This is a genomic window from Tabrizicola sp. (assembly GCF_016792905.1).
GTDB lineage: Bacteria > Pseudomonadota > Alphaproteobacteria > Rhodobacterales > Rhodobacteraceae > Tabrizicola.
Window position 1 is genome coordinate 23,009 of record NZ_JAEULP010000060.1, and the last position, 14,892, is coordinate 37,900.

The 14,892-nt window shown below is 67.1% G+C and carries 13 protein-coding genes; 5 read left to right on the forward strand and 8 right to left on the reverse strand.

Annotated elements, in window-relative coordinates; translation table 11 throughout:
- Positions 1–165 precede the first annotated feature (165 nt).
- Positions 166–1,188 (forward strand): hypothetical protein, encoded by a 1,023-nt coding sequence (locus tag JNL31_RS12755; protein WP_294973778.1) that lies wholly within the window; start codon positions 166–168, stop codon positions 1,186–1,188.
- Between the two features lie 9 nt (positions 1,189–1,197).
- Here the strand turns inward: JNL31_RS12755 and JNL31_RS12760 are convergent, their stop codons facing one another.
- From JNL31_RS12760 to JNL31_RS12800, 8 genes are all read right to left on the reverse strand, one after another.
- Positions 1,198–1,746 carry an SPOR domain-containing protein gene (locus JNL31_RS12760; protein ID WP_366928943.1) on the reverse strand — a complete coding sequence of 183 codons (549 nt, stop codon included), beginning with the start codon at positions 1,744–1,746 and terminating at the stop codon, positions 1,198–1,200.
- Positions 1,743–2,375: a uracil phosphoribosyltransferase gene (gene upp / locus JNL31_RS12770; RefSeq protein ID WP_294973781.1), complete on the reverse strand. Its 633-nt coding sequence runs from the start codon at positions 2,373–2,375 to the stop codon at positions 1,743–1,745. Before upp ends, JNL31_RS12760 begins: the two co-directional genes overlap by 4 nt.
- Before the next feature lies 1 nt (position 2,376).
- The gene (locus JNL31_RS12775; RefSeq protein ID WP_294973784.1) at positions 2,377–3,354 is read right to left on the reverse strand and encodes an adenosine deaminase; all 978 of its coding nucleotides are present in this window, start codon (positions 3,352–3,354) and stop codon (positions 2,377–2,379) included.
- A gap of 76 nt (positions 3,355–3,430) precedes the next feature.
- Positions 3,431–4,627, reverse strand: coding sequence for a phosphopentomutase (locus JNL31_RS12780; protein ID WP_294973786.1), 1,197 nt, complete (start codon positions 4,625–4,627; stop codon positions 3,431–3,433).
- Positions 4,627–5,937, reverse strand: coding sequence for a thymidine phosphorylase (locus tag JNL31_RS12785; protein WP_294973788.1), 1,311 nt, complete (start codon positions 5,935–5,937; stop codon positions 4,627–4,629). Before JNL31_RS12785 ends, JNL31_RS12780 begins: the two co-directional genes overlap by 1 nt.
- Positions 5,934–6,347 carry a cytidine deaminase gene (locus JNL31_RS12790; protein ID WP_366928944.1) on the reverse strand — a complete coding sequence of 138 codons (414 nt, stop codon included), beginning with the start codon at positions 6,345–6,347 and terminating at the stop codon, positions 5,934–5,936. Before JNL31_RS12790 ends, JNL31_RS12785 begins: the two co-directional genes overlap by 4 nt.
- A gap of 42 nt (positions 6,348–6,389) precedes the next feature.
- The gene (locus JNL31_RS12795; RefSeq protein ID WP_294973791.1) at positions 6,390–7,475 is read right to left on the reverse strand and encodes a cupin domain-containing protein; all 1,086 of its coding nucleotides are present in this window, start codon (positions 7,473–7,475) and stop codon (positions 6,390–6,392) included.
- A 10-nt stretch (positions 7,476–7,485) separates the two neighbouring features.
- Complete coding sequence (locus tag JNL31_RS12800) at positions 7,486–8,130, reverse strand: GntR family transcriptional regulator (RefSeq protein WP_294973794.1); 645 nt, start codon at positions 8,128–8,130, stop codon at positions 7,486–7,488.
- Between the two features lie 287 nt (positions 8,131–8,417).
- On the opposite strand from JNL31_RS12800, the gene JNL31_RS12805 reads away from it, so the two are divergent.
- From JNL31_RS12805 to JNL31_RS12820, 4 genes are all read left to right on the forward strand, one after another.
- Positions 8,418–10,709 (forward strand): NADP-dependent malic enzyme, encoded by a 2,292-nt coding sequence (locus JNL31_RS12805; protein ID WP_294973796.1) that lies wholly within the window; start codon positions 8,418–8,420, stop codon positions 10,707–10,709.
- 239 nt (positions 10,710–10,948) lie between these two features.
- The gene (locus JNL31_RS12810) at positions 10,949–12,835 is read left to right on the forward strand and encodes a propionyl-CoA synthetase (RefSeq protein ID WP_294973798.1); all 1,887 of its coding nucleotides are present in this window, start codon (positions 10,949–10,951) and stop codon (positions 12,833–12,835) included.
- A gap of 84 nt (positions 12,836–12,919) precedes the next feature.
- Complete coding sequence (locus JNL31_RS12815; RefSeq protein WP_294973801.1) at positions 12,920–13,453, forward strand: hypothetical protein; 534 nt, start codon at positions 12,920–12,922, stop codon at positions 13,451–13,453.
- Entirely contained in the window at positions 13,450–14,889 is a 1,440-nt protein-coding gene (locus JNL31_RS12820) for a sigma-54 dependent transcriptional regulator (protein ID WP_294973804.1), read from the forward strand. The genes JNL31_RS12815 and JNL31_RS12820 overlap by 4 nt, the downstream gene beginning before the upstream one ends.
- Positions 14,890–14,892 lie beyond the last annotated feature (3 nt).

Sequence of the window (14,892 nt, forward strand, 5' to 3'; positions counted from 1 at the left end):
TGTCCGAATTGGCCCAAGACGTCGCGCAGCGCCAGCCCGAACGCGACCTTTCCCGACAAATCCGGGTCGCTGGCGTGACAGCGACCCGGTGTCGCAGCGGGGTCATTGTCGCCGCCGCCGGGGCCGGGTAAGCTGCGGCAAAACAGGCAGAGACCCTTTCAGCCGATGACGGCGCTACGGAAGTATCAACGGCTGGAATGCGGGGGCCTGTGGCGCGAGACGCCGCAGGACCAGCGACGCGAGGTGCTGGTGCGTTTCGGCGATGCCACACTCGTCCTGTCCGATCCGAAAAGCGGTGCCGCAGTCAGCCACTGGTCGCTTCCGGCCATCGAGCGTATCAACAAGGGGCAGGAGCCTGCCATCTTTGCCCCGGGCAGCGATGCCAGCGAAAGCCTGGAACTGGACGACCCCGACATGATCGCGGCCCTTGGCACCGTGCGGCAGGCCGTTCAGGCCGCAACCGCGCGGCCCGGGCGGCTCAGGGGCGTTCTGCTTGCAGGCACCGCGGCGGCGGTGGTGCTGGCGGCGGTCCTCTGGCTGCCGGGTGCGCTGGTGCGCCACACCGCCTCGGTCGTGCCGCCCGCGCAGCGCGCCGACATCGGCCAGCGCGCGCTCGATGACCTGATCCGAGTGACCGGCGCGACCTGCCACAACCAGTTGGGGCTTCAGGCGCTTGCAGCCCTCTCCGAACGGGTCTTCGGCCCGGTCGACACGCCGATCCTCTACGTCCTGCCCGAGGGCGTCGAACGGCCGCTGCACCTGCCCGGCGACGTGATCATCCTGCCGCGCAAGCTGATCGAACAGGCGAACGGCCCCGAGGCCGCCGCAGGGGCCGCGCTGGTGGAACGGCTGCGCATGAAGGCGCGCGACCCGATCGTGCCGCTTCTGGAATACGCGGGCCTCCGTGCAACCTTCGAGCTTCTGACCACTGCCAGCCTGCCCGACACCGCGCTTGACGGCTATGGCGAGGCAATCCTGCGGGCGACCCCCGTGACCCTGCCGGACGCGACCCTGCTTGCGGCCTTCGAGGCGGCGCAGATTCCGGCGACCCCCTATGCGCTCGCCATCGACCCCGAGGGCAAGACGACAGCCGAGCTTGCCGCGAGCGATCCCTACAAGGGCCTCGCGCCCTCGCCACTGATCCCGGACGAGTCATGGGTGGCGCTGCAAGGCATCTGCGGCGGCTGACCGGCGCCGTCAGGGCCGGATCAAAACGGCATCGGCAAAGCCGTCGCCGCGGAGCGCGTCGCGCGCGGCCGTTGCGGTCGCGGCATCCGGAAATGGACCGGCAAAGACCGTGATCAGCGCCCCCGATCCGCCCTGCACCCGGCCGCGCACAACATCGTACTTCAGCGCGGAAAGCCGCGCCTCGGCCTTTTCGGCATTCGCAGGGACGCCAAAACTGCCGACCGCGACAAAATAGCCCCCCACGCCGACATCGGCCGGTTCACCCGCCGCCTCAGTCCCGCTGGCTCCGGTCGAAGGAACCGGCTGCACGCCGATCTCCTCGACCACCGGCACGCGGTGGCCCGAAGGCGGGTTGTCGCAGAGCGGCTTGCCCTCGCGCGTCACGCGGGGAATCCAGACCACCTCGCCCGGCCGCCCGGCACGGACGAACATGCAACCCTTGCTGTCGACATATTGCTGCCCGGCATAATCGGAAGGCGGCAGTTCGGCGGGTCGGGTGGGCTCGCCCGCGGCGGGACTCGCCACGAGCAGCAGCGAAAAGACAAAGGCCCGGATCATTTCGTCCCGAACATCCGGTCCCCGGCATCGCCAAGGCCCGGCACGATGTAGCCGTGGTCGTTCAGGTGACTGTCCACCGCCGCCGTGACGATCGGCACATCGGGATGCGCCTCCTTCATCCGGGCGATGCCTTCGGGCGCGGCCAGAAGGCACAGGAAGCGGATCTGCTTGGCCCCCGCCGCCTTCAACAGCGACACCGCCGCCGCGCTGGAGTTGCCCGTCGCCAGCATTGGATCGACGACGATGGCGATCCGGTCCTCCATATGGTCGGGCAGCTTGTTGTAGTACTGCACGGGTTGCAGCGTTTCCGGGTCCCGATAAAGCCCCACGAACCCCACCCGCGCCGCAGGGATCAGCTCCAGGATGCCGTCCAGAAGGCCGTTCCCCGCCCGCAGGATCGAGACCAGCGCCAGCTTCTTGCCCTCGATCATCGGCGCGTCCATTTCCGTGAGCGGCGTCTCGATCCGCTTGGTGGTCATCGGCAGCTCCCGCGTGACCTCATAGGCCAGAAGCAGGCTGATCTCGCGCAGAAGCTTGCGGAAACTGGCGGTCGATGTGTCCTTCTCCCGCATCAGCGTCAGCTTGTGCTGGACCAACGGGTGACTGACGACGGTCAGGTGATCCAGCATGTCAAACCTCCAGGCGCTTCGCGATCTTCGCCTTGGTATCGGCATCGCAGAAGGCCGCGTCAAGCGACTGGCGCGCGATGCGCCGGAATTGCCCCTCGTCCCAGTCGAAGGCGCGGTGCAACTCCTCGTATTCCCGCGCCATTGTGGTGTGGAAGAAGGGGGGATCGTCGGTCGAGACCGTGACCTTCACGCCCCTTTGGTCCAGTTCGGCAATCGGATGGTCGCGGAAAGTCTTGTAGATGCCGAGCGTCACGTTCGATCCCGGACAGACCTCCAGCACGATCCCCTTCTCGGCCAGTTCATCCACCAGCGCCAGGTCCTCGATCGCCCGCACCCCGTGCCCGATCCGCTCCACCTCCAGGTCGCGCACCGCATCCCGCACAGACTCCGGCCCGCCCCATTCGCCCGCATGGGCGGTCAACCGCAGCCCGGCCTCGCGGGCGCAGTCGAAGGACCAGCGGAAATCCTTCGGCGCGCCGATCTTCTCGTCGCCCGCAATCCCGAAGCCCACGATCCAGTCGCCCGCCGTCTCGGCCGCGCAGACCGCCGTCTCGCGCGCGTTCTCCGGCCCGAAATGCCGGATGCAGGTAATCACCCCGCGCAGGGTGATCCCCATCTGCCGTTCGGCCTGATCCGCTGCCTCCTGCATCGCGTGCAGATATTCCTTCCAGGCCCCGACATCGCGGCCGCCACAGAAATCGGGGGAAAGGAAGGTCTCGGAATAGACCACGCCCGAGGCCGCCGATTCCTCCAGCACGGCCAGCACCAGCCGCCGGTAATCCTCCGGCGTCTGCAGGGCCGAGGTCGCCGCCTCGTAGACCTTCAGGAAATCCCAGAAATCCTTGTAGCGGTAGTGGCCGCGCTCATCGAAGATGCCCGATATGTCCAGATGCTTCTCCTTCGCCAGCCCGGCGATGAAGGATGGAGGCGCTGCGCCTTCCAGATGCAGATGCAGTTCGACCTTCGGCAATCCACTCACGGAACGCTCCTCATTTCATACTGGCGCAAATATCCCACGGGGGTCCGGGGGTGTGAAACCCCCGGTCCGCCAGTGGTCACAGGAAACTCCGCCCCGGGCCCTGCGACGGCACCCCCAGATGCGCGGCGATGCTTGCCCCCACGTCGACGAAGGCCCGCAAGCCAATGTCGCGCAGGCCCACTCCCCAACCGGTGAGCGGCACCCGTTCCCGGGTGTGTTCGGTGCCGCGATAGGTCGGGTCGTTGCCGTGGTCGGCGGTGAAGATCGCCAGATCTCCCGGCCGCAGCGTGGCGAAGAATCGGGGAAGGCCCGCGTCGAACCATTCCAGCGCTCGTGCATAGCCCGCCACGTCGCGGGGGTGGCCGTAAAGCGTGTCGAACTCGACGAAGTTCGCGAAGGTCAAGGAACCGGGCTCTGCTTCGCCGCCAAGGCGGACAAGATGTTCGAAAAGATCAGCGTCTGACTTTCCTTTCGACAAGGTGCCGATCCCGCGCATGGAAAAGATGTCGCCGATCTTGCCGATGGCATGGGTTGCCCGCCCCGCGCCCGACACCCAGTCCAGAAGCGTCGGCGCTGGGGGGGCGATGGCATAGTCATGGCGGTTAGAGGTCCGCCTGAAGTTGCCGCAGGTCCCGGTGAACGGCCGCGCGATGACCCGGCCGACCTTGCGGGCATGCAACATCGGCGCGAGGTCCTGGCAGAGCTTCAGCAGGCGCTCCAGCCCGAAGGCCTCTTCATGCGCGGCGATCTGGAACACGCTGTCGGCGCTGGTATAGCAGATCGGCCAGCCGGTCCGCAGATGTTCCTCGCAATGTTCCGCGATGATCGGCACGCCGGAAGCATGGCAGTTGCCAAGGATGCCCTCGGTCCCCGCCAGACGGCAGACCTCGGCCACGATGTCGTCGGGGAAGGCGGGGATGGTATCGGGGAAATAGGTCCAGTCCCAGGGCACCGGAACGCCGGACAGCTCCCAGTGGCCCGAGGGCGTGTCCTTGCCCTTCGACACTTCGGTCGCGGCGCCCCAGAGGCCCTGCGGCACCGCATCCAGCCCCGGCGTCGGCGCGCCGGAGGCCAGCCGGATCGCCGCCCCCAGCCCCAGCCGGTCAAGGTTCGGCATCCTCAAGGGGCCCGTCCGCCCCACCTCGGCCCGGCCCTCGGCGCAGGCCTGGGCGATATGGCCCAGCGTGTTCGACCCCTCGTCGCCGAAAGCCGCCGCATCGGGGGCGCCACCGCAGCCCACCGAATCCATCACGATCAGGAACGCTCGCGCCATCAGCCGATCCTCTTCTGCACCAGGTCCGGTTCGACCGGCGGTTCGGGGCCGATCACATAGGCCGATTGCACCGCCCTTATCGCCGCCCGCGCGGCCTCCTCCGTCAGGGCATGGACCATGCAGAGCGGCACGCCCGCGCCGGTTTCCTCGCCGATGCCCGCCAGGTCGGACAGCCCGACCGAGGGGTTCACCTTGTCGCCCTCGCGCAGCCGCCCGCCACCAAGATGGACGACCGCCAGGCCCAGCCTCTCGCCATCGACGGCGGTCACATAGCCGTCGGACAGCGCGGGGACCTCCAGCATCACCGGGGCCGAGGGCAGCCGGTCCGGCCAGCGGTCGACGAAATCCGCAGGCCCCCCCTGCGCGACCACCATCCGCCCGAAGCATTCCGCCGCCGCACCCGATTCCAGCGCCTGCGCGATCCGCCCCTCGCCGTCGCTCGCGTCGGAAGCCAGGCCCGCCAACGCCAGAACCTCGCCCCCCAGCGCCACCGTCACATCCCAAAGTGCTGCGTTGACCGAGGTGCCGGTCAGCGTCTCCATCACCTCGATCACTTCCAGCGCATTGCCCGCCGCCGTGGCCAGCGGCTGCGACATGTCGGTGATCAGGGCAGAGGTCATGCAGCCCGCCCCCTGCGCCGTCTTCACCAGCGCGCGCGCCAGCGCCTCGGCCCGCTCGGGCGTCTTCATGAAGGCGCCCGAGCCGCATTTGACGTCAAGCACCAGCGCTTCCAGCCCCGCGGCCAGCTTCTTCGACAGGATCGAGGCGGTGATGAGGTCGACACTCTCCACCGTGCCCGAGACATCGCGGATCGCGTAAAGCCGCCGATCGGCGGGCGCGAGGTCGGCAGAGGCCGCGACGATGGCGCAATGCACCTCCGCCATCTGCTTGCGCAAGGCGCCTTCCGTCAGGCCGGTGCGGAAGCCGGGGATCGCCTCCAGCTTGTCGAGCGTACCCCCGGTATGGCCCAACCCCCGGCCCGAGATCATTGGCACATAGGCGCCGCAGACGGCCAGCGCGGGGGCCAGAAGCAGCGAGGTGCAATCCCCGATCCCGCCGGTGGAATGCTTGTCGACGACCGGGCCCGGCAGGTCCCACTCCAGCACGCGGCCAGAATCGCGCATGCCGGTGGTCAGCGCGACGCGGCCTTCCTCGGACAGGCCTTTCAACAGCACCGCCATCGCGAAGGCCCCCGCTTGCGCATCCGTCACCGCGCCCGAGGCAAGACCGGCGGCGAACCAGCGCAGGTCATCGGGCGAGGGCTGGCCGCCGTCGCGCACCCGGGCAATGATGCTGCGGGCGTCGCTCATGTCCGTTCCATGTGGGCCGCGGTGAAGACGCCGGGCAGAAGCTCGGCCACGGTCATCACCTTCGACTTGCCGTCGGTGGTGCAGAGCGTGACGCGCACCTCCTGCCCGGCAAACTCCGCGATCTTCTGGCGGCAACCGCCGCAGGGCGGAACCGGATCGGGGCTGTCGGCGATCACGCAAACCTCGGCAATGCGGGTATCCCCGGCGGCAATCATCGCCGCAATCGCCCCGGCCTCGGCGCAGGTTCCTTCCGGGTAGGCCACGTTTTCCACGTTGCAGCCGACATGCACCGCGCCGCTGGTCGACCGCAGCGCCGCCCCGACCTTGAAGCGCGAATAGGGCGCATAGGCCCGCTCCCTGACCGCTGTCGCCGCCTCCAGAAGCGTCATCGCCATCCCCTGTTTGACCATTTGGTCAGAGTGTGGGGCGTGTGCGGCGTTTCTGCAAGCGGGTCAGAGGACCCGCGTGGGCGGATTGCCGGGCAGCGTCACTTCCAGCAGTTCCAGGTCGGGGGTCGGGTCGGCATAGCGCGTCGCCATTCCGGGCGGGATCACGAAGGCATCGCCGGGCGACAGGCGGAAGGGCTCCTTGCCCTCACCCTCCAGCGTCATCCCGCCGGTCATCACGAAGGTGAACAGGATGTCGCCATCATGCACCGTCCAGGGTACCGCTGGGCCGGTGGGCCGGGCGACCATCACCGAGGCCACGCCCTTGGTGTTCTCGTTGATCGTCGTGTCCCGCGCCTCGAAGCCGGGGATTCGGAAGGGCTTGAACACTCCCTTCGCCCCGATGTCATGCACGAAGCGCTGACCGTCCCATTCCCGGTCGGGCCGGTAGTGTGCGGTCGGCAGCTTCATCTCGTGGTCGATCTCGGTGACATGTTCCGCCGGAACCCCGATCTCCACCACCTGCACCCCTTCGGAATGCAGCACCTTGTGGCGGATGCCGGGGGGCTGGATGAAGCAGTCCCCAGCGTGGATGCGGCGGATATCGCCCTGATCCTCATAGAGAACATCCACCCAGCCCGCGACGCAGAAGATCAGCTGGAAGCCCACCTTGTGGAAATGCACCATGTCCGGCACCGGACCATCCGGCACCCGGATGTGGCTCGCGATCATCGCCCCGCCCAGGCGCGAGGGGACAAGGTCGCGATACTCCATCCCCGCCCGCCCGATCACCCAGGGGGCCTGGTCGGCCAGGCGGCGGACGACGAAGGCATGTTCTGTTGCAGGGGTCACGACGGGCGGGTTCAGCTCGTCAATCTCCACCTTCGTCCCGTTCGGTGCAGTCAGCGCCTTCGCGCCTCCGGCAAAGCCCGGATCGTCGGTCAGGATGCGCAGCGTGCCAGGGGCTTCCGGCGCCCCCTTCTCGATCCGAAGCCGCACGCCATGCCCGGACAACACGGCAACCGAGGGGTTGTCGGCGGGGAAGATCATGTCCAGCCGGAAGCCCAGCGTCTTCGTGTAGAATGGCAGGTCGTTGCGCAACTCCTGCGTCGGCAGGCGGATCTCGGCACGGATTTCAGCAGCGTCGGTCATAGTCACTCCTTCACGCGATCAGGCCGGTGGCAAGGCCCCGGCGGTAGCTTTCCTCGGCGTCGTAGATGAAGCGCAGCATCCGGTCCTGCGCGGCAAGGCCATCTCCGGCCCGGAATGCCTTGAACAGGGCCTGCAACCCCGACAGGGTGGCCGCCCGCGCCAGCGGGTCGGTCAGCGTGGCAAAGCGGACCGACTGGACCTGCCCGGAATAGCGCTGGATCGACTGGCGGAGTTCGCCGTTGCGCACCGCCTGCACCCAGATGTTGCGAAAGGCTTCGGCGCCGCGATGAAAACCCGTCACATCCGGCCCCGCACCTTCGGCCTCCGCCAGGGCGGCCTGCATGGCGGCAAGGTCGGCCTCGGTCCGGTCGCGCGCCACGCCCGCCACCGCATGCGGCTCCAGAAGGCGGCGCAGGACGAAGACCTCGGCAATGCGGTCGGGGGTCAGGTTCGGCAGGGCAAAGCCGCGGCTGGTGCTTTCCAGATAGCCTTCCGAGACAAGCTGCATCAGCGCCTCGCGCACCGGCATCCGGCTGACCCCCATCTCGGCGGCGATGGCATGGTCGACCAGACGCATTTGCGGCGCGATCTCGCCGCGGATCAGGCGGGAGCGCAGGCTGTCATGGATGCGGATGCGGTGGCTGGTGCGGGTCATGAGGGCCAAGGGGAGAGGTGCGTTAAAAGTATACTATTTGAATCCGAAGTCCAGCCCATTTTGCAGACATTTGCTGAATTCAAGCGGGAAATCATACAATTCAGTATACTATCTTTCCCGCCACCACCGGCACCTTCGTGCAAAGCCGGAAAACACTTGCTGGTTTTCATTGATTTCCATCTTCGTGGAATGCAGGCATTCTGCCACGGCAAAGCCGCGCGGACTAACCGGGCCGCAAGCAGGACAAATGGGATGGTTCAACGTTAAACCATCTGCGGGAGGGGTTGATGAGCGACGACCGGCAGGACGAGGCGAAACAGGCGGCACGGCAGGCGGCGCTGGACTACCACGAATTTCCGAAGCCCGGGAAACTGGAGATCCGCGCCACGAAGCCGCTGGCAAACGGTCGCGACCTCGCCCGCGCCTATTCCCCCGGCGTGGCCGAGGCCTGCCTCGAAATTAAGGCCGATCCCGCCACCGCCAGCCGCTACACCTCGAAGGGCAACCTCGTTGCCGTCATCTCGAACGGGACTGCGGTTCTTGGCCTTGGCAACATCGGCGCGCTGGCCTCGAAGCCGGTGATGGAAGGCAAGGCCGTCCTCTTCAAGAAATTCGCCAATATCGACTGCTTCGACATCGAGGTGAACGAACCCGACCCGGTGAAGCTTGCGGACATCGTCTGCGCGCTGGAACCGAGCTTCGGCGCGGTCAACCTTGAGGACATCAAGGCCCCCGACTGCTTCATCGTCGAAAAGCTGTGCCGCGAGCGGATGAACATCCCGGTCTTCCACGACGACCAGCACGGCACCGCCATCGTCGTGGGGGCAGCCGCCACCAACGCGATGATCGTCGCGGGCAAGTCCTTCGCCGACATCAAGGTTGTCTCCACCGGCGGGGGGGCTGCCGGGATCGCCTGTCTTGAAATGCTGGTGAAGCTGGGCGTCAAGCGCGAGAACGTCTGGCTCTGCGACCTTGAGGGGCTGGTCTACAAGGGCCGCACGGCGCAGATGACCCCGCAGAAAGAGGCCTTCGCGCAAGGCGACAAGGCCGCCACGCTGGCCGACGTGATCAGGGGCGCTGACCTGTTCCTCGGCCTTTCCGGCCCGGGCGTGCTGACCCCGCCGATGGTCGAGACCATGGCGCCGAACCCGATCATCTTCGCGCTGGCGAACCCCACCCCGGAAATCCTGCCGGACGAGGCCCGCAAGGTCGCCCCCGGCGCGATCATCGCCACCGGACGGTCGGACTTCCCCAATCAGGTCAACAACGTCCTCTGCTTCCCCTTCATCTTCCGGGGCGCCCTCGACGTGGGCGCCACCACCATCAACGACGAGATGGAACTGGCCTGCATCGAAGGCATCGCTGCACTGGCCCGCGCCACCACCAGCGCCGAAGCCGCCGCCGCCTATCGCGGCGAGACGCTGTCTTTCGGCCCCGACTACCTGATCCCGAAACCCTTCGACCCCCGGCTGATCGGTGTCGTCGCCAGCGCGGTCGCAAAGGCCGCGATGGAAACCGGCGTCGCCACCCGACCGCTGGAGGACTTGGACGCCTACAAGCGCAAGCTGGACGGCTCGGTCTTCAAATCCGCCCTCTTGATGCGCCCGGTGTTCGAGGCCTCGAAGATGGCCACCCGCCGCATCGTCTTTGCCGAAGGCGAGGATGAGCGCGTCCTGCGCGCGGCCAACGCGATGCTGGAGGAGACGACGGACCTCCCGATCCTGATCGGTCGCCCGGAAGTCGTGGAAGCGCGCTGTGAACGTGCCGGCCTGCCGATCCGGCCGGGTCGCGATTTCCATCTGGTGAACCCGGAAAACGACCACCGCTACCGCGACTACTGGGGCACCTATCACGAATTGATGGCCCGGCGCGGCGTCACCCCCGACACCGCCCGCGCCGTGATGCGCACCAACACCACCGCCATCGGCGCGATCATGGTGCATCGCGAAGAAGCCGACAGCCTGATCTGCGGCACCTTCGGCCAGTTCAACTGGCACTTGGGCTATGTCCGCCAGATCCTTGCGCGCGGCGGGTTGCATCCGGTGGCCGCGCTGTCGCTGATGATCCTGGAGGACGGTCCGCTTTTCGTCGCCGACACCCATGTCCATTCCGAACCCAGCCCGCAACAGATCATGGAGACGGTGATCGGCGCCGCCCGCCACGTCCGCCGCTTCGGCATCACTCCGAAGATCGCGCTCTGCACGCAAAGCCAGTTCGGCAACATGGACAACGCCTCGGCCCGCCGGATGCGTGATGCGCTGGAGCTTCTGGACCAGCGCGAACCCGACTTCGCTTATGAGGGCGAGATGAACCTCGACGCCGCCCTCGACCAGTCGATCCGCGACCGCCTGTTGCCGGGATCACGCTACGAAGGCGCGGCGAACGTGCTGGTCTTCGCGTCTTCCGAGGTCGCCTCGGGCGTGCGGAACATCCTGAAGGTCAAGGCCGGGGGGCTGGAGGTCGGGCCGATCCTGATGGGCATGGGCAACCGGGCGCATGTGGTGACCCCGGCGATCACCGCGCGGGGGCTCTTGAACATGTCCGCCATCGCGGGGACGCCCGTCGCGCACTACGGCTGACGAATCACCGATTTCTTCGAAGAAATCGGACCGGAGCCTTCAAAGGCTCCGCCACCATTTGCAAATCGCGCGCGCTGCGGCAGCGGGGTTTGCTTCGACGGCGAAATTTGCAAATTATTCGACCGCCGATCCGCCAGTTCTGCAAATTAGCGGCAGCCTGTTGCCGGTAACAGCGTTGCGCGAACGGCATCCCATGGCATACCACCGGCGGCAGGAGACATCGGCGGGGGGAGATCGCGATGGGCTACGCACAGATCTACAAAGGCTGGCAGGACGATCCCGAGGGTTTCTGGCTCTCTGCCGCAGGCGGCATCGACTGGGTGACGAAACCCACCCGCGCGCTCGACGCCTCCCGCGCGCCGCTTTACGAATGGTTCACCGACGCCACCGTCAACACCTGCTGGAACGCCGTCGACCGCCATGTCGTCGCGGGCCGGGGTAAGCAGCCCGCCATCATCCACGACAGCCCCGTCACCGGGACCAAGCACGTCATCACCTACGCGGAACTCCAGAACCGCGTCGCCCGCCTCGCCGGGGCGCTGCGCGCCAAGGGCATCCAGAAGGGCGACCGGGTCATCATCTACATGCCGATGGTCCCCGAGGCGCTGGAAGCGATGCTCGCCTGCGCCCGGCTTGGCGCGATCCATTCCGTCGTTTTCGGCGGCTTTGCGGCCAATGAACTGGCCGTCCGTATCGACGATTGCACGCCTAAAGCCATCATCGCCGCGAGTTGCGGGATCGAGCCCTCCCGCACGGTCCACTACAAGCCGCTCCTCGACGCCGCCATCGACCTGGCTACCCACAAGCCCGACTTCTGCGTCATTTTCCAGCGCGAGCAGGAGGTGGCAAGGCTCACCCCCGGCCGCGATGTCGCCTGGCACGAATTCCAGTACGGCGTGACCCCGGCCGACTGCGTGCCGGTCGAAGGCAACCACCCGGCCTATATCCTCTACACCTCCGGCACCACCGGCGCGCCGAAGGGCGTGGTCCGCCCCACCGCCGGGCATCTCGTCGCCCTCAACTGGACCATGCGCGCGATCTACAATGTCGGCGCAGGCGATGTGTTCTGGGCCGCCAGCGACGTCGGCTGGGTCGTGGGCCACAGCTACATCTGCTATGCCCCCCTGATCGCCGGTTGCACGACCGTGGTCTACGAAGGCAAACCCGTCGGCACCCCCGACGCCGCCGCCTTCTGGCGCGTCATTGCCGAGCACAAGGTCAAGAGCTTCTTCACCGCCCCCACCGCGCTCCGCGCTATCAAGCGCGAGGATCCGGACGGCAAGCTGGTGCCGAAACTGCCGACGCTTCAGGCCCTCTATCTGGCCGGAGAACGTGCCGACCCCGACACGATCCACTGGGCCGGGAAGCACCTGAACGTGCCCGTCATCGACCACTGGTGGCAGACCGAAACCGGCTATGCCATTGCCGCGAACCCGCTGGGGATTGAACATCTCCCGGTCAAGATCGGCTCGCCTTCCGTGGCGATGCCGGGCTACACCGTACAAATCTTGGACGAGGGCGGCCACCCGGTCAGCCCCGGCACCCTTGGCGCCATCGCGATCAAACTGCCCCTGCCTCCCGGCACGCTCCCGACCCTCTGGAATGCCGAGGAGCGGTTCCTGAAAAGCTACCTGAACCACTTCCCCGGTTACTATGAAACAGGAGACGCGGGCTACGTCGACGCCGACGGCTATCTCTACATCATGGCCCGCACCGATGACGTGATCAACGTCGCGGGCCACCGCCTGTCGACCGGCGCGATGGAGGAGGTGCTGGCCAGCCACAAGGACGTCGCCGAATGCGCGGTGATCGGCGTGGCGGATGACCTGAAAGGCCAGTCGCCCCTGGGCTTCCTCTGCCTCAACAAGGGCAGCAACCGCCCGCATGACGAGGTGGTGAAGGAATGCGTGAAACTGATGCGCGACCAGATCGGCCCGGTCGCCGATTTCAAGCGCGCCGTGGTGGTGGACCGCCTGCCGAAGACCCGGTCCGGCAAGATCCTGCGCGGCACCATGGTCAAGATCGCCGATAGCCAGCCCTGGAGGATGCCTGCGACCATCGATGATCCGGCGATCCTGGACGAGATCACGACGGCCCTGCGAAGCCTCGGCCTCGCGAAGGCCTGATGTGAAGCCTCTGGACAGCGGGCGAAGCCTGCGGCAATCTTTGCATTATGCAAAGACCCCCGTCGCATTTCGCATTCTGACCGCATGTCTCGCACCAAGACCCTGTCCGCCGACCCGATCCTCGGCCCCCTGCAGGATCTCCGCCGTGCGGTCGATGCCTTGCGTCCGCATCTTGAGACCGCAGATCAGAAGGCGGACCTGGTCCTGATCGAGAATGCCATCGTCCGGCTGTCGCAGCCGCAGCCGGAGATGTCGGTTGGACTGGCCGATTTCGACCCGTCGCGTCTCGGCCACCTTCTGGACCTTACCGGACCGGAGCTCGCCGTCGAGCTGCTGGCGCGGCTGACCGAAGATCTGCTGGCCACCCAAGACAAGCTGGACGTCGGGGCGGCCACTGCCAACTGGACACGCCTGCGCGAAGGCAGCCATGTGCTGATCTCGCTCGCTGGCTCGGTCGGGGCGCTGTCGCTGCAGGCCATGTCCGAAACTCTGAACGCCATCGCCCACCGGCAGGACAGCGATGCGCTGGATACGCTGATGCCACCCTTGCGCAGCGAACTTGCCATTTTGATCCAGCTGGTCCGCGCCACGCGCCCGCCGAACGGAACCGCCCGATGAAGTCTGCCACGCCCCTGTCCCGTCCCTCGGTGCTTCTCGTCGAAGACACCCTGTCCCTTCAGATGGTCTACCGCTCGATCCTTGCCACCGCCGGGCACCGGGTTGCGGTGGCCGCAACCGCCTCGGAAGGGCTGGAGCAGTTCCGCGCGCACCGGCCGATGGTCGTGCTTCTGGACCTGATCCTGCCCGACCGCGACGGGCTGGAAGTGATGCAGGAAATCCAGGCGCTGCAACCGGAAACCCGGGTCATCGCCATCACCGCGAACGGCTCGGTCAACCGCGCGGTCGAGGCGATGCGGGCGGGGGCGCATGACTTCCTGGTCAAGCCCTTCGACGAGGGTCGCTTCCTGTCCGCCGTGCAGAACGCACTTGCCGAGGCCACCCCGCGCGACACCGACAAGGCCGTCGATCCGGCGACCGCCTCTGCCACCCGCAGCCGGGATGCCGGGCAGATCGCCGAAGGGTCGGGCTTCATCGGCTCGTCCGACACGATGCGGCGGATCCATGGCACCATCGCCTCGGTCGCCCGCTCGATGGCCACGGTGTTCATCACCGGCGAAAGCGGCACCGGGAAAGAGCTGTGCGCGCTGGCGGTCCATGCCAATTCCAACCGTGCGGGCGGCCCCTTCATCGCGCTGAACTGCGGCGCGATCCCGCAGGACCTGCTGGAATCGGAAGTCTTCGGCCACATGAAGGGCAGCTTCACCGGCGCGATTTCCGACAAGCCCGGCGCCGCGGCGGCGGCCGATGGCGGGACGCTCTTCCTCGACGAAATCTGCGAAATGGCCCCCGCCCTGCAAACGAAACTCCTGCGCTTCCTGCAAACCTCCACCGTGCAGCCGGTCGGCGCCACGCGCCCGCGCAAGGTCAACGTCCGCATCGTCTGCGCCACCAACCGCGATCCTCTGGATGCCGTTCGCCGCGGCCATTTCCGCGAGGACCTGTATTACCGGCTCTATGTCGTCCCGATCCACATGCCTCCCCTGCGCGACCGTGGCCAGGACGTGATCGAGATCGCCGAAGCGGCATTGTTCCGTTTTGCGCAGGAAGAGGGTCGCGAGTTTCATGGCCTCGATCCTTCGGTGCGCGCGCTGATGCAGTCGCACCCCTGGCCCGGCAACGTGCGGCAGCTTCTGAACGTGATGCGCAACGTCGTGGTGCTGAATCCGGGCGGCTGGGTCACGCCAGAGATGCTGCCGCCGGGCCTTACCGACGAAGACGCCGCCTCCGACGCACCTGCCCTCCCGACGCTTGCCTCGGAGGCGCTGACCGCCGAGTCCCTCCTCGGCCTGCCCCTTGCGGAAGCCGAACGCCGCCTGATCGAGGCGACGCTGGCATTGCACGGCGGCTCGATCCCCAAGGCTGCCCGGGTGCTCGATGTCTCGCCCTCGACGCTTTACCGTAAGATCGAGGCCTGGAGCGCCAAAGCCGGTTGATCC